Source organism: Burkholderiales bacterium, assembly GCA_036262035.1.
Taxonomy (GTDB): Bacteria; Pseudomonadota; Gammaproteobacteria; order Burkholderiales; family SG8-41; genus JAQGMV01.
On sequence record DATAJS010000031.1, the window covers coordinates 53,445 to 76,069 of the forward strand.

The following is a 22,625-nucleotide window of genomic DNA, read 5'->3' on the forward strand; positions in this document are numbered from 1 at the left end:
CATCAGCGTGCGGGCGACACGCGCCGCGCTGGCTTCGTTGGGTCAACTGCAGTAGACGACGACCTCGCGCTCGGGCGGGATCGTATCGAGCACCGTCTCGAGGCTCGCGAGGTCGGCATCGATCGCGCCGCGGATGCGCCGCGGCTCGGCCTCGCGCGCGAGCGGCGAGCGCGCGTCGATGATCACGGGCGACTGGCCGCGATCGATCAGGCCGTTCAGCTCCGCCGGGCTGATGCGGATCATGCGCAGGAAGCGCAGCAGCATGTAGCGCTCGATCGCCTTCGCCGAGACGTAGACGATGAGGATCGTCGCGACGATGGCGAGCGCGCCGGCGCCCATGGTCTCGATGTAGTCGAGCAGGCGCTCGATCTGTTTCCTGAAGAAGAAGCCGGCGGTGACCGGCGCCGCCGCCCACAGCGCCGCGGCGATCGCGCTGTACGCGAGGAAGCGGCAGAGGCCGACGCGCATCGTGCCCGCGAGCGGCGGCGCGACGGTGGAAAAACCGGGTACGTACTTCGCGACGAGCAGCGACGGCGGCCCCCAGTGCGCGAAGATGTTCTCGGTCTGCTTCACGCACGAATCGGGCTCGAGCGAGACGCGGCACAGCGTGCGCAGGATCCGGTAGCCGTAGCGGCGGCCCGCGAAATACCACGGCGTATCGCCGAGGAGCGAGGCGACGATCACGACGATCGCCAGCGACGCGAAGTGGATCGTGCCTTCGGCGAGCAGCGCGCCGGCGAGCACGAGCATGGGCAGCGCCGGGATGGGCAGCCCGAGCTGGGCGACGAGCACGTTCAGGAAGACCAGCGTGAGACCGTGCTGCGCGACGAGCGCCCTCAACTCGTCCAATCCGCGCTCCGCTTCGCTCGCATCCGAAGATGATACAGCGTTTGAAAATGGATTCCCGACAGCTCCGCGCTGGCGCGCGTTCGGGAATGACGATCCCTACCGCACCTCATTCCCGCGAGGCGACCGACCGTCATTCCCGCGCAGGGCGGCCGATCGTCATTCCCGCGCCGGCGGCGCGTCGTCATTCCCGCGCAGAGCCTGCCCTCGAGTGCTTTAGTCGGGGGCGGGAATCCATTTGACGTTCAATCGAAGCGGTACGCATCCATTCCGATGACGCCATAGGCGTAACTGGAATGCAGGCGCTGCCCTGCGACGCCCGGCGTCGCCGCGCCCGCCGCGACGAAGATCGGCAGCAGGTGCTCGTCGGTCGGATGGTTGCGCACCGCTTCAGGAGCGCGGCTGCGATACGTGAGCAGGTCCTGCGCACGTCCCTGCTCCACCGCGGACGCGAGCCACTCGCCGAACGCAAGCGCCCACGCCGCCGGCTCGCCCCCGCGCGCGTTCGCGCGGAACTCGCGCAGGTTGTGCGTGGCGCTGCCCGACGCGACGATCAGCACACCTTCTTCGCGCAGCGGCCGCAGCGCTTCGCCGATGCGGAAGTGGTGCTCGGGTCCCTGGTGCGGCTGTATCGAAAGCTGCGTGACCGGGATGTCGGCCTGCGGATACATGAGCAGGAGCGGCGTCCACGCGCCGTGGTCGAGGCCGCGCGTCTGGTCGCTGTCGGCTTTCACGCCCTTTGCCGCAAGCAATTCGGACGCGCGTCGCGCGAGCTCAGGCGCGCCCGGCGCCGGATACCGAAGCTTGTACAGCTCCGGCGGGAAGCCGGAGAAATCGTGGATCGTCTGGGGCCGCTCGGCGGTGCTCACCGCGGGCGTCGCCGTCTCCCAGTGCGCCGACACCGCGAGGATCGCGCGCGGCTTCGGAATCTCGCGGCCGAGCGTTTCGATGAAATGGCGCGCCGGACTGTCCTCGAGCGGCAGGGTCGGTGCGCCGTGGGAGATGAACAGCGCGGGCAATGCGATCATGGCGGATGCTCCTGAAAACAGGAATATGAGAGCGACGCCGCGCGGCTAAAAGACGAAAGTACCGATCGAATCGATCGAAAACTTGAAAAATGGATTCCCGATAGCCCGCGCTAACGCGCGTTCGGGAATGACGGACATTGAAGACCGTCATTCCCGCGAAGGCGGGAATCCATTTTGGATCTTCAACTGGTCCCCGATTCCGCCTGCTCCTTCTGGTGCGCGGCGATCTCTTCGTGCACCTTCTTCATGTCGATCGCCTTCGCCTGCTCGAGGATGCTCTCGAGCCCCGCGGCCGGCAGCGCGCCCGCCTGCGAGAACAGCATGATGCTCTCGCGGAACAGAGCGATCGTCGGGATCGAGCGGATCGAGAAATGGCCCGCAAGCTCCTGCTGGTCGTCGGTGTTCACCTTGGCGAACACGACGTCGGAGTGTTTCTCCGACGCGGCCTCGAAGACCGGGGCGAAACCCTTGCACGGACCGCACCACGGCGCCCAGAAATCGACGACGACGATGTCGTTCCCGGTGACGACCTGTTCGAAGTTGTCCTTGGTGAGCTCTACGGTTGCCATGTCGTACCTCGTGGGCGGTGACCGAAACCTTGTTTACGCAGCAAGCGCCGGGCCCGCATTGTACTCAATGCAGCTTCACGCGCGGCTCGGTGCGCCGCGTGAAAAGCCTGCCCAGCAGATCGAACAGCACTTTCGCGGTGCCGTGCAGCGCATAGAGGTGCATGCGGTACAGCGAGACGTACATCACGCGGGCGAACAGCCCTTCGACGAAGAGGCTGCCGCCGAGGAGCTTGCCCATCAGGCTGCCGACCGTGCTGTACTCGCCCATCGAGACGAGCGAGCCGAAATCGCGATACTCGAAAGGCTCGAGCGGCTTCCCGGCCAGCCTGCGCCTGAGGTTACGCACGAGATGCGTCGACTGCTGGTGCGCGGCCTGCGCCCGGGCCGGAACGCACGGCGCGTGGCCCGGCCACGGACAGCACGCGCAGTCGCCGATCGCGAAGACGTCGGGGTCGCGCGTGGTCTGCAGCGTCAGGTCGACGACGAGCTGATTCACGCGATTGCTCTCCAGCCCGTCGAGATCCTTCAGGAAGTCGGGCGCCTTGATGCCCGCCGCCCACACCGTGAGCTCGGCCGGCACGACGCGTCCGCTCTCGGTCAGCACCGCGTTCGGACGGATCTCGGTCACTTTCTCGCCGGTCAGCACGTCGACCTTCAGGTCCGCGAGGAGGCCCAGTGCGGCGTGCGCGACCCGCTCAGGCAGCGCCGCGAGGATGCGCGGACCCGCTTCGAGGATCGTCATGTGCACGTCGCGCTCGGGATCGATGCGCTCGAAGCCGTAGGCGACGAGCTCGCGCGTCGTCTTGTGCAGCTCCGCGGCGAGCTCGACGCCGGTGGCGCCCGCGCCGACGATCGCGACGTGCAGTTGCTCGGGCGCGAGCGGCTCCTTCTGCGCATTGGCGCGTATGCACGCGTTCACCAGGCGCCGATGGAAATACTCGGCGTCCTCCGGCGTGTCGAGGCTGATCGCGTTCTCGCGCGCGCCCGTCGTGCCGAAATCGTTGGTGCGCGAGCCGATCGCGATCACGAGCGTGTCGTACGCGATCTCGCGCCGGGGGATGAGCTCCTCGTTCTCGGCTTCGTCGTACGTCGCCTCCAGCGCGATCACGCGGCGCTTGCGGTCGAGGCCGTCCATGCGCCCGAGCTGGAACTCGAAGTGGTGCCAGCGCGCCTGCGCGAGGTAATCGAGGTCGTGCTCGTACAGGTCCATGCTGCCCGCGGCGACTTCGTGCAGCAGCGGCTTCCACAGGTGGGTGCGCGAGCAGTCGACGAGCGTCACGCGCGCGCGTTTCGAGCGGCCGAGCTTGTCGCCGAGGCGCGTGGCGAGCTCGAGCCCGCCGGCGCCCCCGCCGACGATGACGATGCGATGCATGATCAGTGTTGAATGTTAAGTGTTGAGTGTTGAGTTAACCCCACCGAGCACTAAACACTCAACACTAAACACTGGTTTTGGAGCAGCTTCAACATCGCCGCAGCCTTGTCGAAGGTCTCCTGGTATTCCTCGTCGACCTTCGAATCGGCGACGATCCCGCCGCCCGCCCAGAAGCGGACCTGACTGCGCGAGTACACCAGGGTGCGGATCGCGATGTTGAGGTCCATGTCGCCGTCGAATCCGATGTAACCGATGGCGCCGCAGTACACGCCCCGCCGCTGCGGCTCGAGCTCTTCGATGATCTGCATCGCTCGCAGCTTGGGCGCGCCGGTGATCGAGCCGCCGGGGAACGCGCCGCGCAGGAGGTCGATCGCGTCGCGGCCGGGACGCAGCTCCGCGGTGACGGTGCTGACGAGGTGGTGCACGGTCGCGTAGCTCTCGACGTCGAAGAGCTTCGGCACCTTCACCGAGCCGATGCGGCAGCTCTTCGCGAGATCGTTGCGCAGCAGGTCGACGATCATCAGGTTTTCCGCGCGATCCTTCACGCTCTCGCTCAAGGATCGCACGAGCTCGGCGTCGAGGCGCGCGTGCCCCGCGCGCGGGCGCGTGCCCTTGATCGGCTTGGTCTCGACGCGCCCCGCGTCGACCTCGAGGAAGCGCTCCGGCGAAGCCGACAGCACCTGCACGTACGGCGTGCTGAGGTATGCCGAGAACGGCGCGGGATTGAGCACCCGCAGCGCCTGGTACGCGAGCCACGCATCCCCGCCGGCCTGCGCGCTGAAGCGCTGCGCGAGATTCACCTGGTAGCAATCCCCTTCTTCGATGTAGCGCTTGATGCGGTCGAACGCGCGGCCGTACGCCTCGCGGCTCATGTTCGACTGCACCGGCGAGGTCACGCGAAACGGCGTGCGCCGGCGCTCGGGCGGCGGCGAGGTGAACAGCGCGACGAGCGAGCTCCACTTCAGGTCGGTCTCGGGATCGCGGCCCTGCGCGGCGAGCCACGTCCGGCGCTCGAGGTGATCGACCACGACGCACCAGTCGTAGATGCCCACCGCCATGTCGGGGATGCGTTCGCCGTCGGCCGCGGTCGACGGCAGGCGCTCGATGCGCCGCGCGAGGTCGTAACCGAAATAGCCGATCGCACCGCCCGCGAACGGGAGGAAACCCGACGCGTCGCGATCGCACGCCAGATGCCGCCGCAGCAGCGCGAACGGATCCTCGCGGGAAAGCTCGATCCCGTCGGCGTCGATCTCGGTGAGATTGCCGCGCGTGAGAAGCCGGATGTACGGCTGCGCCGCGAGGATGTCGTAGCGCGACTGCCCGGCGTGATGCCGACCGCTGTCGAGGAACACCGCCCAGGGCAGGTCGGCGATCGCTTCGAAGAGCGAGGCGCTGTCGGGGTGGTAGGGGAGCTCGGCAAGCAGCGGGGGGGACATGCTTACAATAGTACTTCACTCGCGGAGGGCTCGATGACCGGGATGGGCGAACGCCTCGCGCTTCACACGTGGTCGCTGGACACGACACCGCTTGCCGATGCGATGCGCGCCGCGCGCGCGGGCGGCTGGAACGCGCTCGAGCTGCGGCGCGTCGATTTTAGCCGCTGCTTCGATAACGGTATGAGCAACGAGGGTGTCCTCGCGCTCGTACGGCAAAGCGGCCTGAAAGTCGCGGTGCTCGGCACCGAGGCCGGGCTCCTGTTCGCGCAGGGCGACGAGAGCCGGCGACTGTTCGACGTGCTCGAGGGCACGTGCAGCAATGCAAAGGCGCTCGGCTGCGAAACGATCATGCTCTCATCGGGACAGAACAGCGGAACGGTCGAGCTCGCGGCCGCGAACTATCGCGCCGCCGGCGAGGTCGTGGCCAGGCACGGCCTGCGCATCGCGCTCGAATTCAACTGGACGCACGACGTGGTCAACCGGCTCGAGGTCGCGCGCGAGATCGTCGCGCTCAGCGATCATCCGAGCGCGGGCCTGCTGCTCGACGCCTATCATCTGGAGCGTAGCGGCGCCGGAGGCCGCGGCTTCGAAGACGTCGCTCCCGCGGAGATCTTCATGTTCCAGTTCAGCGACGTGCCGCACGGACCTCAGGCGAGCGCAAAGCGCCCCGTCGACCGCCTCATTCCGGGCGAGGGTCGCATCCGATGGAATGAAGTCTTCGGGCTGCTGGCCGAGAAACGTTACGCCGGCTATCTGAGCTACGAGGCGCCCAACCCTGACTTGTGGGCGCGCCCGGCCGACGAAGTCGCGAGCGAGGCGGCGGCGGCGACGCGGCGCCTGCTCGCAAACGTGGAGTAAGGGTCCGCTCAGAACTCCACGACCGAACGTATCGACGTGCCTTCGTGCATCAGGTCGAAGCCCTCGTTGATGTCGGCGAGGGCGAGCTTGTGAGTGATGAGGTCGTCGATGTTGATCTTGCCGTCCATGTACCAGTCGACGATCTTCGGCACGTCGCGGCGGCCTTTGGCGCCGCCGAAGGCGGTGCCTTTCCATACGCGCCCCGTGACGAGCTGGAAAGGCCGCGTTTTGATCTCCTGTCCCGCCCCCGCAACGCCGATGATCACCGACACGCCCCAGCCTTTGTGACAGCACTCGAGCGCCTGCCGCATCACGTCGACGTTGCCGATGCACTCGAAGCTGTAATCGGCGCCGCCGTTGGTGAGGCCGACCAGGTACGGCACGAGGTCGCCCTCGACCTCTTTCGGATTGACGAAGTGCGTCATGCCGAACTTCTTCGCGAGCGCCTCGCGGCCCGGATTCAAGTCGACTCCGACGATCATGTTCGCACCGGCCAGCTTCGCGCCCTGGATGACGTTGAGGCCGATGCCGCCGAGGCCGAACACCACGACGTTCGCGCCCGGCTCCACTTTGGCGGTGTTGATCACCGCGCCGATGCCGGTCGTCACGCCGCAGCCGATGTAACAGACCTTGTCGAAAGGCGCGTCTTCGCGGATTTTCGCAAGCGCGATCTCGGGCAGCACCGTGTAATTCGAGAACGTCGACGTCCCCATGTAATGGAAGATCTTTTTGCCGCCGAGCGAGAAGCGGCTGGTGCCGTCAGGCATGACGCCCTGCCCCTGCGTCACGCGGATCGCCTGGCACAGGTTGGTTTTCCCGGAGAGGCAGTACTCGCACTGACGGCATTCGGGCGTGTAGAGCGGGATGACGTGATCGCCTTTCTTCAGGCTCGTGACGCCGGGTCCGACGTCGACCACGACGCCGGCGCCTTCATGGCCGAGGATCGCGGGAAACAGCCCTTCCGGGTCGGCGCCCGAGCGCGTGAACTCGTCGGTGTGGCAGATGCCGGTCGCCTTGATCTCGACGAGCACCTCGCCCGCGCGGGGACCTTCGAGGTCGACGGTTTCGATGGAGAGGGGTTTACCGGCTTCGAACGCGACGGCGGCTTTGACTTTCATGGCTTGTTCACCTCGGATGCAGGAACTGGAATCTTAACTCCACGACGGTGAACATCGCATTGCTGAAAGCCCTGGTGCCGATGTCGCGTTCGAAGCGCGCGTCGACGTATGCAGGGTAGCGCTCGCGCAGGAGCGTGCCGGGCGCGGCGATCACGAGATACCTCGCCCGCTCCCGCAGCTTCGCCCGGAACGTCGACTCGTCGTAATCCGGATTCCAGATCCACCCCGGCCGCTCCGCGAACAGCGCGAGCGCACGCGGCTTGGCGAATGCGATGACGCTGCCGGCCGGCGTGTGCTCGCGCAGGAAGGCGTACAGCTCGCCGCATGCGGCGCACGTTGCGAGCTCGTCCTCGCGAAGCTCGCGCGCGCAGGCGAAGAGACCGGCGTAGTAGACCGCCAGCGCCGCGGCGCACGCGGCGATCGTCCGCCGCGGATGGGCGGTGCGTCGCGCGAGGTGCGCCACGCCCGACGCGGCGAGCGCGAGGGCGATCGGCATGATCGGCAGCAGATAGCGCGGGCCGGGCGAGATCGACACGACCGCGAGCACGCCGAGATACGCGAGGAGGTACCAGACCGGCAGGGGCGTACCGCGTGCGGCGCGCGCGCCGACGATCGCGGCGGCTGTGACCGCCGCCAGCGCGGCGTGGGAGAGGACACCGAGCGGCATCGGCACGAGGTCGCGCGCCACGTCCCAATAGCCCCGCACGTTGGTCGCGATCAGTTGCAGGCCGGGCAGGACGAGCTCGCCCGCATAGGTCGGCGGTGCGACGAGCAGCGAGTTCTGCGCGGCGACCAGCAGCAGGAACGACGCGAGGAAAGCCGCGTACCACGAGACCGGCTTGCGCCGCAGCCACGCGTCGAGCAGCAGCGCCGGCACGAGCGCAAGGCCGATCGATCGGCACGCGATGCTTGCGTACACGAGGACACCCGAGATCGCGCCTGCGCCTGCGGCGCTGCCGCTGCGCTCGCGCGAAGCGTGCCACAGCGCGGCCATGCTGAAGAGCAGGTACGGCGCCTCCGAGCCGATGAGCTGGCGCAGCGTCCACACCTGCTCGTGCAGGCCGAAGAGCACGACCGCGGCGAACGCGGGCGCTTTGCCGAAGAAGCGCGCGAGGACCGCGTACGCGATCGGCAGCATCGCGACGAAGCACAGGAAACACACCGCCTTCAACGCGGCGATGTCGACGCCGAAGAGCGCGATCGCGGGCGCCAGCAGGAGCGGCAAACCGGGCGGATACTCGGGCGGCCCGACATACGGCGCATCGGGATTGAAGATGTAACCCGTGTCGCCGTACGGCGTGCCCGTGACGATGTTGCGCGCATGCAGGACGTATTGCGCCCAGTCGTCGCCCCAGCCGTGCGCGCTCGTGAGCGTGGCCAAGCCGGCGACGGCGTAGGCGGCGAGCAGCAACCAGCCTGCGGGTTCGAGACGTGGAGCGCGCACTCAGCAAAGCGCGTTCGTGTGGTTGTGAGTCTGTAAGATTACCAACTGGACTGTTCTCTGAATCCTCGATCCTGAATCCCGCATACAAGGGGCGCTTCGCGCCCTCTCCCACCGGTCCGCTGCACGCAGGCTCGCTCGTCGCCGCGGTCGCGAGCTATCTCGACGCCCGCGCGAACGGCGGTGAATGGCGGGTGCGCATCGAGGACGTGGACACGCCGCGCACCGTCGCCGGCGCTTCCGATGACATCCTGCGCACGCTGGAGGCGTTCGGCATGGCGTGGGATGGCGAGGTCATCTATCAGAGCGCGCGCGGCGGTGCTTACGGCGCGGCGCTCGACGCGCTGCGCACGCAGGACAAGGTCTACCCCTGCGGCTGCACGCGCCGCGAGATCGCCGATTCGGCGGTCGCCGGCATCGAAGGTTACGTCTATCCCGGCACGTGCAGGAACGGGCTCGCGCCCGGGCGCGAAGCGCGCGCGTGGCGAGTGCGCACCGAGGGAACGAAGGTCGCTTTCGACGATGCGATCCAGGGGCGCGTCGAGCACGACCTCGAGCGCGATATCGGCGACTTCGTGCTGTATCGCGCCGACCGCATCTATGCGTACCAGCTCGCGGTGGTCGTCGACGACGCCGAGCAGGGCATCACGCACGTCGTGCGCGGCGCGGACCTGCTCGAATCGTCGCCGCGGCAGATCTACCTCCAGCAGCTCCTCGGTTTTCCGACACCGCGCTACGCGCACCTGCCCATCGCGGTGAACGCAGCCGGGCAGAAGCTCTCGAAGCAGACCCTCGCGCCTGCGATCGACACCTCACGCGCGGCGGCGGAGCTCACGCGCGCACTGGCATTCCTGGGCCACGAGGTGCCCGCGGGAGAATCGAGCCTGGATGAGATCTGGCGCTGGGCGCGCGCGAGCTGGCGGCTGGACCGCGTCCCGCGGGTGCGCGCGATTCCCGTGGATTAAGCGCCGAGCACCGGCGAGCCGTGCTCGAACGCGACGAGCTGCCCGCCGCCCATCTTCGTCCACGTCTCGTTGTCGGTGAGCGGCGTCGTCGCGATCACCGCGACCTTGTCGTCGGGTGTGGTGACCGCGTTGAAATCGACCGTGACGTCCTGGTCGATGAGGTGCGCCTGCGCGAACGGCGCGTGGCGCAGGATGTAGCAGAGGTTGTCGTAGCAGTGCGCGAAGAAGTAATCGCCGTTCGACAGCAGATAGTTGAAGCGGCCGTGCTGCGCGATCTCGCGCGTCACCTCGACCAGCAGCGCATAGGCGTCCGGCAGCGACGGCGGGCCGCCGGGAAACGCGTCGCGCAACCGTTCGAGCATGTAGCAGAACGCGAGCTCGCTGTCGGTCGTGCCGACGGGCTGGTAGTAGCCGCGCAGGTCCGGCTCGAACGTCTTCACCGTGCCGTTGTGCGCGAAGATCCAGTAGCGACCCCACAGCTCGCGCACGAATGGATGCGTGTTCTCCAGCGCGACCACGCCCTGGGTCGCGCGGCGGATATGCGCGACGACGTTCATCGAGCGTATCGGGTAGTTGCGCACGAGCGCGGCGATCGGCGACTCCACCGCGGATTTCGAATCGATGAAGACGCGCGCGCCGCGGCCTTCGAAGAACGCGATCCCCCAGCCGTCGGCGTGATTGTCGGTCGCCCCGCCGCGGCGATGGAAACCTTCGAAGGAAAAGCAGATGTCAGTGGGCACGTTGCAGTTCATGCCGAGGAGCTGGCACATGGCGTCGCTCCTCAGGCCGACGGCGCCCGGCGCGCCGCCTTGCGCCGCGCCGCTTCGCGCACGAGCTCGGCGACCCGCGGTCCCGCGCCCTGCGCCGCACGCGCGCCCGCCGCGATGTTCTCGCGCTTCGCGCTGAAGTCGAGGAGCCGCGTACGCACCGTATCGGGCCTGATGACGAGGTCGGCATCCTTGAGATCGTCCTCGGCGAGCTCGCGCGAGCGCCAGTAGCGCGTGAGGTCGACCGCGATGACGACGTCGGCGCCCATCGCGCGCGCCACGCGCACCGGCACCGGGCTCGTCAGACCGCCGTCGACGTACTCGACGCCTTCGATCACCGGCGGGATGAACAGATCGGGGACGCTGCTCGACGCGCGCACCGCGAGGCCCGTCTCGCCGCGGTTGAAGATGACCATGCGGCCGGTCTTCGCGTCGGTCGCGACGACCGCGAACGGCTTGGAGAGCAGCTCGATGGGGCGGTTGCCGACCGTGCGATTGACGAACTCCTGCAACGCTTCGCCGCGCACCCAGCCTTTGCCGAAGAGCGAGAAATCGACGAGCGCGCCCTGGTCGAGATCCGCCGCGAGACGCTCGAGCTCGGCGCCCGAGAGCCCGCTCGCGTACAGCGCCGCGACGATCGCGCCCGAGCTGCTGCCGGTGACGATGTCGGGGTGGACGCCGGCGTCTTCGAGCGCGCGGATCACGCCCACGTGCGCGAAGCCTCGGGCGCCGCCGCCCCCGAGCGCGAGCGCGACCAGCGGCCGCTCCGACTTGACCGGCACGATGGCCTGCGCGCTGGGCGGTGAGGGTCTGGGGTTGTCCAGCGCCAGGCTGGCGCAGGCGGCGACGACGGCCGCTGCGAATACGGCGAGGAGCTTGCGGATAGGCATGAAGGGTTTGCAACGAGCCGGTGAGACAAGTCTACAATGACCCGCCGCGTCCGGATCGACGCGACGGTATCGATAATAAATCGGAGGAATTGGCATGAGAGTGACACCGCGCACGAGGAGCGCGCTTGCCGTCGCGGCCTGCGCTTTGGCGACCGCAGCGGCACCGGCAGCGGCTGCAGATGCCGTCAGGGACTACCCCAACCACCCGATCCGCATGCTCGTGCCGAACGCGCCGGGCAGCTCGGTCGACACGCTCGGGCGCATCTTCGGAGCGGCATTGACCAACGTCGGGGGCCAGCAGGTCGTGATCGACAATCGCGCGGGCGCCGGCGGCACGCTCGGCATGGAGATCGGCAAGAACGCGACTCCCGACGGGTACACCATCCTGTCGGCGTCGACCGCGGCAATGACCATCGCGCCGCACATCTACACCAGGCTGCCGTTCGATCCGCTGAAGGATTACGAGTTCGTCTCGCTGTTCGGCGTCACGCCGAACCTGCTCGTGGTGAACCCGTCACTGCCTGTGAAGAGCGTGAAGGAGCTCATCGAGTACTGCCGCGGCAAGAACGGCCAGGTGAACATGGCTTCCGCAGGACCCGGCTCGCAGAGCCACCTCGCGGGCGTGGTGCTGCTCTCGCGCGGCAATTTCCAGGCGCTGCACGTGCCGTACAAAGGCGGCGGCGCGTCCGTGGCGGCGGTGGTCGCCGGCGAATCGCAGTGGACGGTGACGCCGGCGCCGGCGGTGGCGGGTCTCGTCCGCAGCGGCAAGCTGCGCGCGCTCGGTCACAGCCTGCCCAAGCGCGATCCGCTGCTCGGGGACCTGCCGCCGATCGGCGAAAGCGTTCCGGGTTTCGAGTACAGCGGCTGGAACGGGCTGCTGCTGCCGAAAGGCACACCGAGGCCGATCGTCGACAAGCTGCGCGGAATGCTCGTCAAGGCGACCCAGACGCCGGAGCTGAAGAAAGCGTTCGAGCAGCAGCTCACCGCGGTGCACACGAACACCGGTCCCGAATTCCGCGCCTTCGTCGCGAAAGAGTTGAAGGAGATGGGGCCCGTCGTCAAAGCGGCCGGGCTGAAAGTCGAATAAGCGCGGCTGTGCGAATGAAAAAGGGCCGGCGTGTGCCGGCCCTTTTTACGTCTGAAGCGGTCGCTCAGTATTTGGTGCCGAGCTGTCCGCTCGCTGAATAGCCCTGCTGTGCGGGGCGCGCCGGATACGTCGGTTTCTGTGGAATGACGGTGACACCGCCCGGCTCGGGGTGAATATTGGCCGCACGCCCTTTATCGTCAGGCGAGGCGACCACGATGCCCGCGTGCTCCGGCCCCGTCGCGACCTTGTCGACGCGCTTCGCGCCCGGCGCGGGCGCCTCGCCGTACAGCACGCGTCCGTCCGGCATGATCGACTTGTAGATGGGGTCGCCGGCGAGTGCAGTCGAAGCGGCGAGCGCGAGCACGACGGCTGCTGCTGAGATGACTGGGCTCATGATGCCCTCCTTGGGAAGTCGTGCGGCCATTCTATTCGTACATGTTCGACTGGAGGTAGTTCTGGAGTCCCACGCCGTCGATCAGCGAAAGCTGGGTCTCCAGCCAGTCGATGTGGTCCTCCTCGTTCTCGAGGATGCCTTCGAGCAGCTCGCGGCTGATGTAGTCGCGCACGCTCTCGCAATACGCAATCGCCTCCTGATACATCGGGCGCGCCGAGTACTCGAGCGTCAGATCCGCGCGCAGCATTTCAGGCACGTTTTCACCGATGAGCAGCTTGCCGAGGTCCTGGAGGTTAGGCAGGCCGTCGAGGAAAAGGATCCGCTCGATGAGCTTGTCGGCGTGCTTCATCTCGTCGATCGATTCCTTGTATTCGTGCTCGTACAGCCGCTTCAATCCCATGTTCTGGAATATCTTGGCGTGCAGGAAATACTGGTTGATCGCCGTCAGCTCCTGCTTGAGCGCCTGATTCAAGTACGAGAGGACTTGCGGATCGCCTTTCATGCGTGCTCCCGGAAAACCAAATCGACTAGGTTAACCCAGGAAGCGCCCGCGTGGGCACGCGTGGCGTGCGATGCGCGCCGAGAGAACTCAGGCGGCTGCGGCGAACGGCGGCGAGACGATGTCGGGGAACCGAGGCTGGGGCGCGTCGCGCGAAGGTGAGGCGAGCGTCTCGTGAAGGACCTGCATCGCGGCGCCTTCGCAACAGCCGCATTGGGTGGCAACGCCGAGCTGCCCCTGCAGATCGCACAGCGTGCGCGCGCAGCCCGCTTTCACGCAATCGCGAATCTGATGGTCGGTGATGCCGTGGCAGATGCAGATGTACATGTTGCCCCTCCAGTGCGCCCATAGTAGGCGCACCGGCGAGGCTTGTCAATGCGAATCATTCGCATTTACTGCCTTATTTCTCGTTTTTGCAGCCGGGGCGGCGCCGCTGCCGGGAAGCTTCAGATAGTTCTTCCGATCGCGCAGGCAGCGGTCGCAGAGCGCGGCGATGTAGCCCCAGTCGCTCACGCACAGGGCGCCGCTCTGCCCGCATTGCTCGCAGGCGTAATCCATGGCGTCAGTCGTCCTGCAGCGGCGGCCGCGCGTCCAGCCAGCGGTCGATGCGCGCCGGCCCGAGCTGCCACGCCTGCAGCTCTTCGGTGCTGACGCTCGCGTCGCCGACGCGCCAGCGCAAAGGTTTCGAATGCCGCGCTTTCGCGTGGGTGGTGTGTTGCCGGTCGTGCTCGGTCAAACGGTTCATGGGTGCACCTCTTACCCATGGACAGCAACCGGTGTGCCGCTCAGCGGCGCGCGGCGTGGGTCGCGAGCAGCAGGTAGGCGGCGCCGCACCACGTCGCGATCGCGACCGCGATGCTGCAGCCGATGCCGAATCCGGCGGCGGGAATGATGAAGAACGGCGCGTGCGCAGCCATGCCCTCGGCCGAGCCGATGCCGAGGAACGACGTCATCGCGATCAGCAGCCAGCGCCTCACGTAGGTGAGGAGGATCCAGCGCCGCGCGACGTTGTACGAAAGCGCGAGCTCGCGCGTGCGCGGCGTGCCGACCGTCGCGTCCTTGAAGAACGCGAAAGGATCGAGGTACAGCAGCATCTGCCGCGACAGCGGCAGGCTGCGCCGGACCTCCGGCGTGAGCAGCGCTTCGACGCCGCTCTGATCGGGTGACAATCTCATTGGGCGGGACTTATCCGACTAGGCCAAGTCTGAACATCCTGTGCGGCACTCGCAACATGCAAAAGTTGCGCGAGCACCCGCCTCGAAAACTACGGAATAATTCACCCTTGATGCCGCATCCCGCCCGCGAGCCCTCGCCGTGATCCCGTGGCTCGCCCCCGACCAGCCGTTCCCGCCCGTGCAGCGCGCGCTGCGCGAGCCGAACGGTCTCCTCGCCGCCGGCGGCGATCTCTCGCTGCACCGGCTGCTCGACGCGTATCGCCGCGGCATATTCCCGTGGTACAGCGAAGGCGAGCCGGTGCTGTGGTGGAGTCCGGACCCCCGCATGGTGCTGGTGCCCGCCGAGATTTCGATCTCGCGTTCCTTGCGCAAACGCATCCGCGGCGGCACGTTCGAGATTCGGGCCGATACTTGCTTCACCAAGGTGATGCGCGCGTGCGCCGAGCCGCGCGACGGCCAGTCCGGAACATGGATCACCGAAGATATCGTCTCGGCGTATTCGGCGCTGCACGCGGCGGGACTCGCCCATTCGATCGAGGCATGGCACGAGGGCGAGCTCGTCGGCGGCCTCTACGGCGTGGCGATCGGCCGTATGTTCTACGGCGAATCGATGTTCACGCGCGCGACCGACGCCTCCAAGGTCTCGCTCGCGCATCTCGCGCGACAGCTCGCGCGCTGGCGCTTCGGCATGATCGATTGCCAGATGCAGACGGCGCACCTCGAGTCCATGGGTGCGCGCACGATTTCGCGGCGGGACTTCCTTGCCGCGCTCTCAGAATTGATAAACTACCCTACGCCCACCGGCCCATGGCGCCTGGACGATGACCTATTTGACTGACTTCCCGCTGTCGGTATTGCAGTTCTACGCGACGGCGCCCTACCCGTGCAGCTACCTGCCGGAGCGCATGGCGCGCTCGCAGGTCGCCACGCCCAGTCATCTCATCGACGGCTCGGTCTACGGCGAGCTCGTGCGCGCAGGCTTTCGCCGCAGCGGCGCATTCACCTATCGTCCGTACTGCGACAACTGCCGTGCGTGCGTGCCGGTGCGCATCGTCGCCGAGGAGTTCACGCCCAACCGCGCGCAGCGCCGCGCCTGGAAGCGCCATTCGGATCTCACGTCCGAGATGCTCGACCTCAAGTACAGCGCGGAGCATTACGCGCTCTATCTTCGCTATCAGTCGCGCCGGCACAGCGGCGGCGGCATGGACCAGGACAGCCGCGAGCAGTACCGCCACTTCCTGCTCCAGAGCAACGTCGATTCACGGCTGATCGAGTTTCGCGAGAACGGCGCGCTGCGCATGGTGAGCATCGTCGACGAGCTTCAGGACGGATTGTCGTCGGTGTACACGTTCTTCGATCCCGACGTTCCCGGCGCGAGCTACGGCACCTACAACATCCTGTGGCAGATCGAGCTTTGCAGGAAGCTCGACCTGCCGTACCTCTATCTCGGCTACTGGATCGGCCTTTCGCGCAAGATGGCCTACAAGATCCAGTTCCAGCCGATGCAGGGACTGATCGACGGGCAGTGGCAGGTTCTCGAATCGAAGAACGAAGATCTCCTGAAGTAACACGCGACGGTTGAGGCGGTGACGGGTGACGGATAAAGCGGTGAGCCCCTCACCCGCGCCCCGGCCCCTCGCTTCGCTCTCCCCACTGACCGGGGCGAGGGGCAAACCTCGTCACCGCTTCACCCGTCACCGCTTCACCCGTCACCGCTTTATCCGTCACTCTTTACCCGTCGCGTAAAATAGCCCGATGTACTCGCTCCTGCGCCCGGCGCTGTTTTCCCTCGACGCCGAGACCGCGCATCACCTGACGCTCCATTCCCTGAAGGCCCTGCACGGACTCGGATTCGTGCGCTCGGGCGCGGGCACGCCCGCGCACTGCGCACGCGAAGTGATGGGCATCCGCTTCCCGAATCCGGTCGGGCTTGCCGCGGGCCTCGACAAGAACGGCGACTACATCGACGCGCTCGGCGGCCTGGGCTTCGGCTTCATCGAGGTCGGCACCGTCACGCCGCGCCCGCAACCGGGCAATCCCAAGCCGCGTCTCTTCCGGTTGCCGCGCGCGAACGCGATCATCAACCGCATGGGCTTCAACAATCTCGGCGTCGATCACCTCGTCGAGAACGTGCGGCGCAGGCGCTGGCAAGGCGTGCTCGGCATCAACATCGGCAAGAACTTTTCGACGCCCATCGAGAAGGCGGCCGACGATTACCTCGCCTGTCTGCGCAAGGTGTACGCGCTCGCGAGCTACGTCACCGTGAACATCTCCTCCCCGAACACCAAGGGCTTGCGCGACCTGCAGGCCGCGGCACAGCTCGAGGCGCTGCTCGGCGCGCTCGCCTGCGAGCGGGAGAAGCTCGCTCAATCGCACGGCAGGCGCGTGCCCCTCGCGCTCAAGATCGCGCCCGACCTCGAGGTGCAGGAGATCGCCGAGATCGCGCAAGTCGTCGAGCGCTTCGGCTTCGACGCGGTGATCGCGACCAACACGACCGTCACCCGCGAAGCGGTGGCGAGCCTGCCGCACGGCGCCGAAGCCGGGGGACTTTCGGGCGATCCGGTGCGGGCGAAGTCGACCCTGGTCGTGCGGGAGCTTGCGCGCGCGCTGGCCGGACGCGTACCGGTGATCGGTGTCGGCGGCATCGCCAGCGCCGCGGATGCGCAGGAGAAAATCGCCGCGGGCGCGTCCCTAGTCCAGCTCTACACCGGTCTCGTCTATCGCGGCCCGGCGCTCGTCGCCGAGTGCGTGCGCGAGCTTTGCGCGTGAAGCCCGGCGTCCCCGCCGAGATGGTGCTCGCCGACGCCGTCGCGGTCATCGACGAGGCGCGCTGCATCGGCTGCACCCTCTGCATCAACGTGTGCCCGGTCGACGCGATCGTCGGCGCGACCAAGCTCATGCATACGGTGATCTCCGCCGCGTGCACCGGCTGCGAGCTCTGCATGGCGCCGTGTCCGGTCGATTGCATCACCATGCGGACTATCGATCGGCCGTCGGAAGCCGCCCATACGGCCGCGACCGCCGACGCGCGCCGACGCTGCGAAGCACGCAACGGCCGGATCGCCCGGCTCGAAGCGGACAAGGCGGCTGCGGCGGCCGCGCGGCGCGCCGCCGCCGCAGAGGCGCGCAAGCGCGAGACGATCGCCGCGGCGCTGGAGCGCGCCCGCCGGCGCCTGCGCGACCGCGTCTAAATCCCTGTCCGCCGTGAAGAATTCCACGGCCGACCCCATCCGGCCGCGGCCGCCCGGCGGTGCGCACAGCAAGTTGTGAAGTTTGTGCTACAGACTCCCTGCAACTGGCCGTTATGGTGTCACGGTTCCCCGGATCGGCGGGGGACGGCCCGCTTTCCGATTGGAGAACGGATCCGGGGGCGAACGAACCGAGTGCACATGGGGGCAACCAAAAATGGGTAAGCGACGGATAGCCGCGAACGAGCTGACGATCGGCAGCGTCCTGGCATGGGACGCCTACGACGCGAACGGCCGGCTCTTGCTCAGACGCGGGCAGATCATTTCCAGCAGCACGCAGCTCGAGGGGCTGATCGAGCGGGGCCTGTTCGCCCAGATCGACCCTCCCCGCGAAAAACCGGTCGTCCGCGTCGACGTCAATCCGTCGGCCGTGGCGCTGCTCCTCGAAGCGCGCCGGCGCCTCGCCCTGGTCTGCGGCCCGCAAGGCCCGAAGACCGGATTTCCCGAGCACGTCATGAAGATCCGCGAGCTCGTCCGCGAAGCGTGCCGAGTGAGCCAGGACGCCGCCCTCGGCATGCTCCTCCTCGAGCGCAACGGACGCTATTCGGTGCGGCACTCGGTCGACGTGGCGATCGCGTGCGAGGTCGTCGGGCCGGAGCTCGGCATCAACGAGCCCGAGCTCACCTCGACGGTGTGCGCGGCGCTGACCATGAATTTCTCGATCCTGCAGTTGCAGGACGACCTGCAAGCGCAGCAGGCGCCGCTGTCGGCGGGCCAGCGCGAAGTGATCCACCGGCATCCCGAAGAGAGCGCGCAACTGCTGCGCGGGTGCGGCGTGAGCGACGAGATCTGGCTCTGCGCGGTGCTTTCGCACCACGAGGCGGTCGACGGCAGCGGCTACCTGCACGGCCGCAAGGGCGACGACATTCCGCTCGCCGCGCAGCTCCTGTCGCTCGCCGACGTGTACTGCGCGCGCATCTCGAGCCGCGACTACCGCCCGTCGCTGCGTCCGAATGCAGCGCTGCGCGCGCTGTTCCTCGAGCAGGGCAAGAAAGTGCGCGACGGCCTCGCGAGCCAGTTCATCAAGGCGATCGGCGTATTCCCCGCGGGCACCCCGGTCCGCATCGAGAACGGCGAGATCGCGGTGGTCGTGCAGCGCGGCCAGAACGCGAGCAAGCCGGTGGTCTGCTCGATCGTCGGCCCGCAGGGCATGCCGCTCGCGGTGCCGATCCGGCGCGACACCAGCCAGCCCAACTTCACCGTCAAGGAAGTGGTGAGCTGGGCGGAGCTGGGGGCGCTTCCCAGCATGCAGACGCTCTGGGGTAAAGTCGCCGCACTCGCTTAAAAAGCGTTATCGACCGCAAAGGACGCAAAGGTTTACTAACGTCGCGTCGTCACGAGCTCGCGACGTTTGGCTTTCCTTGGCGTCCTTTGCGTTCTTTGCGGTTCAAGCTTTTTCGCTCTAGAAAAAGATCAGATAGGCGGCGCCCAGCACGATCCCGTACTGCAGCGTTCGGTACAGCGGCCGGTTCTTCTGCTTGAGCTTCCTCGCCGCGCCGCTGATGCGCGCCGCGACGGGGTGATAGACGTTGCCGTAGAAGCGGTTCAGCGCGCCGACCGGCTCGTCCTCGACGTTCTGCGTCGCGCTCGCGGTCACGAGATTGCGGCTGACCCAGCTGTTGATCGCCTGCATGAAGCGGAATTTGAGCGGACGCTCGATGTCCGCGAGCAGGATGATGCGGGTGACGTCGGTGTCGTTCTCGACGCTGTGGATGTAGGTCTCGTCGAACAATACCGCCTCGCCGTCCTTCCACCAATAGCGCTGCCCGTCGACGCTGATCCAGCACTTGTCCGAGTTCGCCGTCACCAGGCCGAGGTGATAGCGCAGCGATCCCGCGAAAGGATCGCGGTGCGGGTTGAGCGTGCTCTTGGGCGAGAGCATCGCGAACATCGCGCCCTTGACGACGGGAAACTCGTTGAGCAGCGCGACCGTGCGGGGGCACAGCGCCTGCGCCGACGCGAGCGGCTGGTCGTACCACTTCAGGTAGAAGCGCTTCCAGCCGCGCTTGAAGAACGAGTTGAAGCCGATATCGTTGTTGTTGAGCGCGGCGCGGATGTAGCCCTCGTCGTAGAGCTTCAGCGCCTCCTCGCGCATCGTCTCCCAGTGCGCCGTCAGGCGCTTGAGCTCGGGCAGGTCGTCGTCGGTGAGCAACGGCTTCGCCGGCACCGCCGAGAAGAGATACATCAGCGCGTTGTACGGCGCCATCAGCGACGAATGGTTGAAGAGCTGCCGCGTGAACGAGAAGCGCACGCGCCCGCGCAGGTGCACGTAGAGCACCGACGCGAGAAAGAGCGCGAGGATGACGTACTTGGGTGCGAGGAACTCCAATCGACTACCTTCCGAAGATGCCGCGCAGGAGCTGGCCCGGGTCCACGGGCAGGCCGCTGCCGCCGCCGCTGCCGCCGGAGCGTGCCGGAGCGGGCGCGGGTGCGGGCGCCGGCTCGGATTCGGCCGAGAGCGCGCGGGCGCCCCTGGGCATCGCCCCGGTCGATGCGGGCGCCGTGCCCGCCGAGGCGGAGACGGTGCGGATGTTCGGCTCGACGCCCTGCGGCAGGTTCGCCAGGCGAGGCGACATCGCGTCGTTGAGCCGCTGGAGGCGGTCGCCCGGCGCGGGGTGGGTGGCGAACAGAAGCTGCATCGCGTCGTCCGACGCGCCGCGTGCCTGGAGCTTCCCGAGCACGTCGGTGAGGCCCTGCGGCGTGTAGCCCGCGCGCAGCGCGAGCACGACTCCGAGGGCGTCGGCCTCGTACTCGGCGTCCTTGTCGAGGGCCCGCGTGAACACTTCGGCGCCGGTGCCGATGAGCTGATTCACGAAAGCCATGCGGTTGTCGCGCTGCAAAGCCTGCGAACCGGCCGACACCGCCGCGCTCTTCTGGAGCACCGTGACGTGATGGCGGCGGACGACGTGCCCGATCTCGTGACCGAGGACCCCTGCCAGCTGAGACTCGTTCTCGAGCATGTCGTAGAGACCGCGGGTGACGAGGATGAATCCGCCGGGCGCCGCGAAGGCGTTCACCGACGCGGTGTCGATCACCCCGAAGCGCCACGGCAGCTCCTGCCGCTCGCTTTGCGCCGCGATCCAGCGTCCGACGCGGTTGACGTACGCCTGCAACTCCGGATCGTTGACCAGCCTCGCGGCTCCCAGCGTGCGCCCGGCGAGCTCGCGCCCGATCGCGATCTCTTCCTGCTCGTTGATGCCCACTACCGCCGTAGTCGCATCCCGGACGATGCCGGGATTGTCGAGCAACCGGTCGAACAGCGACGCCGCACCGGCCGGCGCAGCGAGCCCGAACGCGAGGCACGCGGCGGCCGCGGCGTGCCGGGAGATGGTTCCCCAGTCGGCTTTCATCGCTACCCCCTTATTTGAAGTACTCGACGCGAGTGGGCGTGAGCCCGTTGTCGCGCGCCGTTTTTTCGGCGTCCTGCCGGCTCGCCGCATATTGGTCGAGGAGCCGCATCTGCGCCGCGTCGAAACGCGCACCGCGCATGTCCTCCGCGTCGAGGCCCCGAATGCCGATCGTCGCGGTCGTACGGCTCGTCGGCGTGCGCACGACGGGGACGGGCACTTTGCCGCCGGCCGCGGGCGCAGTGCCCGGCGCGAGAAAGCGCAGGTTGAACGACTGGACCCAGCCCGTACCGCTGCCCGTTCGCAGGTTGACCCACGGAATCTTTCGCGCTATTACCTCGCCGGTGGTGCCCTGCTTCAGACGCGCCACGGTCGGCGCGCCGCTGCGCGGCTCCGCGAGCAGCTCGGCGTCACGCTCGACGACGACCTGCTCCTGCGCGGACGCCCGCCCGATTCCGACGGCGAAAACACAAAAGGAAAATAAGAAGGTGAAGAGCAGTCGCTGTCCGCTCATGATCGCAGGCCTCGAATGTTTCGACGGACGTTGGCGCCCGGGTGCATTATAGATCACGCGTCGATCGTGACCCGATGCCTCACCCGCCGTTTTTCACTCGCGGAATGTGCGCGCGGATGTCGTACACTCCGCGGACTAACTAACAAGATGAAGCGACGATCGACGTCCCGTAACTGGAGCTAGCGGTGTGAGGTCCCTGATTCGATCGTCCGCTTCGTTCACACTGGCCGCTTCGGTCCTGTCGTGCGCGGCGTTCGCCCAGGTGCAGGTTACACCGGCGCCTGCGCCTGCGCCGGTGCAGCAGCCCGGCATCGCGGTGCAGATTCCCGGCGTGCCGATGTCCCCGACGATCTCGGTGCCGATACCCGGACTGCCCGGCGCGCCGCCCGTCGCCGCACAGCCTGCGCCGGTCGCCGCACAGCCCGGCGTCGTCGCGCCCGCCCCCGCAGCGCAACCGGCGGGCGTGGCGGTGCCGATCCCCGGCGTTCCCGGGTCGCCCGTCGTGACCGTCCCGGTGCCAGGCCAGCCGGCGCCCGCGGCCGCGGCGCCGGGCGCGGTACCGGTACAGCCCGGCGTCGCGCCGGCCCCGCCTGCCGCGGTCGTCGTCGCACCGGCTGCCGCGCCGCAGCCGCCCGCGCCGCCCAAGCCCAGCGTCGCAGAGCTGTCTTTCGTCATCGATCCGAACGTCAACCCGGACGCGACAGGACGCCCGTCGCCCGTCGTCGTTCGCATCTACGAGCTCAAATCGCTCGCCGCTTTCAACCGCGCCGATTTCTTCTCGCTCTACGAGAAGGACCGCGAGCAGCTCGGGCCCGATCTGGTGAATCGCGACGAGCTGCCGCTGATGCCCGGCGCCAAACCGCAGGCGATCACCACGCTCAAGAGCGAGACGCGCTACGTCGGCATCGTCGCGGCTTTCCGCGACATCGAGCGCGCGCGCTGGCGCGCGAGCACGCCGATTTTCGTGAACCAGACCACCCGCATGGAGATCAAGCTCGATCGCAACGAGGTCGCGATCAGGCTGCAATGAAAGCACGGCCGGAATCACGAGCCGCGCGGCTCCCAAGCACG

26 protein-coding genes and 1 pseudogene are annotated in these 22,625 nt (G+C 67.5%); 9 read left to right on the plus strand and 18 right to left on the minus strand.

Annotation, left to right across the window (positions count from 1 at the left end; genetic code table 11):
• Nucleotides 1-42 precede the first annotated feature (42 nt).
• The 5 genes from VHP37_30255 to pabB form a co-directional block, all read right to left on the minus strand.
• Nucleotides 43-849: a VTT domain-containing protein gene (locus tag VHP37_30255; GenBank protein HEX2830659.1), complete on the minus strand. Its 807-nt coding sequence runs from the start codon at nucleotides 847-849 to the stop codon at nucleotides 43-45.
• Nucleotides 850-1,091: 242 nt separating this feature from the next.
• Entirely contained in the window at nucleotides 1,092-1,874 is a 783-nt protein-coding gene (locus VHP37_30260; GenBank protein HEX2830660.1) for a class III extradiol ring-cleavage dioxygenase, read from the minus strand.
• Between the two features lie 182 nt (nucleotides 1,875-2,056).
• The gene (gene trxA / locus VHP37_30265) at nucleotides 2,057-2,443 is read right to left on the minus strand and encodes a thioredoxin (GenBank protein HEX2830661.1); all 387 of its coding nucleotides are present in this window, start codon (nucleotides 2,441-2,443) and stop codon (nucleotides 2,057-2,059) included.
• 64 nt (nucleotides 2,444-2,507) lie between these two features.
• Entirely contained in the window at nucleotides 2,508-3,815 is a 1,308-nt protein-coding gene (locus tag VHP37_30270) for an NAD(P)/FAD-dependent oxidoreductase (protein HEX2830662.1), read from the minus strand.
• Nucleotides 3,816-3,865: 50 nt separating this feature from the next.
• Nucleotides 3,866-5,251 (minus strand): aminodeoxychorismate synthase component I, encoded by a 1,386-nt coding sequence (pabB, locus tag VHP37_30275; GenBank protein ID HEX2830663.1) that lies wholly within the window; start codon nucleotides 5,249-5,251, stop codon nucleotides 3,866-3,868.
• A 33-nt stretch (nucleotides 5,252-5,284) separates the two neighbouring features.
• Here pabB and VHP37_30280 point away from each other — a divergent pair, with 33 nt between their 5' ends.
• Nucleotides 5,285-6,109, plus strand: a complete 825-nt coding sequence (locus VHP37_30280) for a sugar phosphate isomerase/epimerase (protein HEX2830664.1) — start codon at nucleotides 5,285-5,287, stop codon at nucleotides 6,107-6,109.
• A gap of 8 nt (nucleotides 6,110-6,117) precedes the next feature.
• On the opposite strand, the gene VHP37_30285 is transcribed toward VHP37_30280, so the two are convergent.
• Nucleotides 6,118-7,227 (minus strand): S-(hydroxymethyl)glutathione dehydrogenase/class III alcohol dehydrogenase, encoded by a 1,110-nt coding sequence (locus VHP37_30285; GenBank protein HEX2830665.1) that lies wholly within the window; start codon nucleotides 7,225-7,227, stop codon nucleotides 6,118-6,120.
• Nucleotides 7,228-7,234: 7 nt separating this feature from the next.
• Nucleotides 7,235-8,671, minus strand: coding sequence for a glycosyltransferase family 39 protein (locus VHP37_30290; GenBank protein HEX2830666.1), 1,437 nt, complete (start codon nucleotides 8,669-8,671; stop codon nucleotides 7,235-7,237).
• A 68-nt stretch (nucleotides 8,672-8,739) separates the two neighbouring features.
• Here VHP37_30290 and gluQRS point away from each other — a divergent pair, with 68 nt between their 5' ends.
• Nucleotides 8,740-9,633, plus strand: a complete 894-nt coding sequence (gene gluQRS / locus VHP37_30295) for a tRNA glutamyl-Q(34) synthetase GluQRS (GenBank protein HEX2830667.1) — start codon at nucleotides 8,740-8,742, stop codon at nucleotides 9,631-9,633.
• Here the strand turns inward: gluQRS and VHP37_30300 are convergent.
• Together VHP37_30300 and VHP37_30305 are read right to left on the minus strand one after the other, a co-directional pair.
• A complete protein-coding gene (locus tag VHP37_30300) occupies nucleotides 9,630-10,403 on the minus strand; it encodes a class II glutamine amidotransferase (GenBank protein HEX2830668.1) in 774 nt (257 codons plus the stop codon). The genes gluQRS and VHP37_30300 overlap by 4 nt on opposite strands.
• 11 nt (nucleotides 10,404-10,414) lie before the next feature.
• A complete protein-coding gene (locus tag VHP37_30305; protein ID HEX2830669.1) occupies nucleotides 10,415-11,290 on the minus strand; it encodes a patatin-like phospholipase family protein in 876 nt (291 codons plus the stop codon).
• Nucleotides 11,291-11,384: 94 nt separating this feature from the next.
• Here VHP37_30305 and VHP37_30310 point away from each other — a divergent pair, with 94 nt between their 5' ends.
• On the plus strand, nucleotides 11,385-12,377 hold the full coding sequence (locus VHP37_30310) for a tripartite tricarboxylate transporter substrate binding protein (GenBank protein HEX2830670.1): 993 nt from the start codon (nucleotides 11,385-11,387) through the stop codon (nucleotides 12,375-12,377).
• A gap of 64 nt (nucleotides 12,378-12,441) precedes the next feature.
• On the opposite strand, the gene VHP37_30315 is transcribed toward VHP37_30310, so the two are convergent.
• From VHP37_30315 to VHP37_30340, 6 genes are all read right to left on the minus strand, one after another.
• Nucleotides 12,442-12,771, minus strand: coding sequence for a DUF4124 domain-containing protein (locus VHP37_30315; protein ID HEX2830671.1), 330 nt, complete (start codon nucleotides 12,769-12,771; stop codon nucleotides 12,442-12,444).
• 31 nt (nucleotides 12,772-12,802) lie between these two features.
• Nucleotides 12,803-13,273, minus strand: coding sequence for a bacterioferritin (gene bfr / locus VHP37_30320; protein ID HEX2830672.1), 471 nt, complete (start codon nucleotides 13,271-13,273; stop codon nucleotides 12,803-12,805).
• Nucleotides 13,274-13,360: 87 nt separating this feature from the next.
• A complete protein-coding gene (locus tag VHP37_30325; GenBank protein HEX2830673.1) occupies nucleotides 13,361-13,597 on the minus strand; it encodes a (2Fe-2S)-binding protein in 237 nt (78 codons plus the stop codon).
• Between the two features lie 45 nt (nucleotides 13,598-13,642).
• Nucleotides 13,643-13,828, minus strand: coding sequence for a hypothetical protein (locus VHP37_30330; GenBank protein ID HEX2830674.1), 186 nt, complete (start codon nucleotides 13,826-13,828; stop codon nucleotides 13,643-13,645).
• A gap of 4 nt (nucleotides 13,829-13,832) precedes the next feature.
• A complete protein-coding gene (locus tag VHP37_30335; protein ID HEX2830675.1) occupies nucleotides 13,833-14,015 on the minus strand; it encodes a hypothetical protein in 183 nt (60 codons plus the stop codon).
• A 40-nt stretch (nucleotides 14,016-14,055) separates the two neighbouring features.
• Nucleotides 14,056-14,445: a hypothetical protein gene (locus tag VHP37_30340; GenBank protein ID HEX2830676.1), complete on the minus strand. Its 390-nt coding sequence runs from the start codon at nucleotides 14,443-14,445 to the stop codon at nucleotides 14,056-14,058.
• 139 nt (nucleotides 14,446-14,584) lie between these two features.
• On the opposite strand from VHP37_30340, the gene aat reads away from it, so the two are divergent.
• The 5 genes and pseudogenes from aat (at nucleotide 14,585) to VHP37_30365 (ending at nucleotide 18,978) form a co-directional block, all read left to right on the plus strand.
• Complete coding sequence (gene aat, locus VHP37_30345) at nucleotides 14,585-15,283, plus strand: leucyl/phenylalanyl-tRNA--protein transferase (protein ID HEX2830677.1); 699 nt, start codon at nucleotides 14,585-14,587, stop codon at nucleotides 15,281-15,283.
• Entirely contained in the window at nucleotides 15,267-16,013 is a 747-nt protein-coding gene (locus tag VHP37_30350) for an arginyltransferase (protein HEX2830678.1), read from the plus strand. Before aat ends, VHP37_30350 begins: the two co-directional genes overlap by 17 nt.
• Nucleotides 16,014-16,200: 187 nt before the next feature.
• Nucleotides 16,201-17,214 carry a quinone-dependent dihydroorotate dehydrogenase gene (locus VHP37_30355; GenBank protein ID HEX2830679.1) on the plus strand — a complete coding sequence of 338 codons (1,014 nt, stop codon included), beginning with the start codon at nucleotides 16,201-16,203 and terminating at the stop codon, nucleotides 17,212-17,214.
• A gap of 38 nt (nucleotides 17,215-17,252) precedes the next feature.
• Nucleotides 17,253-17,636: pseudogene (locus VHP37_30360) on the plus strand (RnfABCDGE type electron transport complex subunit B).
• Nucleotides 17,637-17,850: 214 nt separating this feature from the next.
• Nucleotides 17,851-18,978, plus strand: a complete 1,128-nt coding sequence (locus tag VHP37_30365; GenBank protein HEX2830680.1) for an HD domain-containing phosphohydrolase — start codon at nucleotides 17,851-17,853, stop codon at nucleotides 18,976-18,978.
• Nucleotides 18,979-19,095: 117 nt separating this feature from the next.
• Here VHP37_30365 and VHP37_30370 read toward each other — a convergent pair whose 3' ends face one another.
• The 3 genes from VHP37_30370 to VHP37_30380 are packed head-to-tail and all read right to left on the minus strand — an operon-like array spanning nucleotide 19,096 to nucleotide 21,554.
• The gene (locus VHP37_30370; protein ID HEX2830681.1) at nucleotides 19,096-20,022 is read right to left on the minus strand and encodes an aspartyl/asparaginyl beta-hydroxylase domain-containing protein; all 927 of its coding nucleotides are present in this window, start codon (nucleotides 20,020-20,022) and stop codon (nucleotides 19,096-19,098) included.
• 4 nt (nucleotides 20,023-20,026) lie between these two features.
• On the minus strand, nucleotides 20,027-21,043 hold the full coding sequence (locus tag VHP37_30375; protein ID HEX2830682.1) for a M48 family metallopeptidase: 1,017 nt from the start codon (nucleotides 21,041-21,043) through the stop codon (nucleotides 20,027-20,029).
• 10 nt (nucleotides 21,044-21,053) lie between these two features.
• On the minus strand, nucleotides 21,054-21,554 hold the full coding sequence (locus VHP37_30380) for an SH3 domain-containing protein (GenBank protein ID HEX2830683.1): 501 nt from the start codon (nucleotides 21,552-21,554) through the stop codon (nucleotides 21,054-21,056).
• A 187-nt stretch (nucleotides 21,555-21,741) separates the two neighbouring features.
• Here VHP37_30380 and tssJ point away from each other — a divergent pair, with 187 nt between their 5' ends.
• Entirely contained in the window at nucleotides 21,742-22,584 is an 843-nt protein-coding gene (tssJ, locus tag VHP37_30385) for a type VI secretion system lipoprotein TssJ (protein ID HEX2830684.1), read from the plus strand.
• The last annotated feature ends 41 nt before the right edge of the window (nucleotides 22,585-22,625 follow it).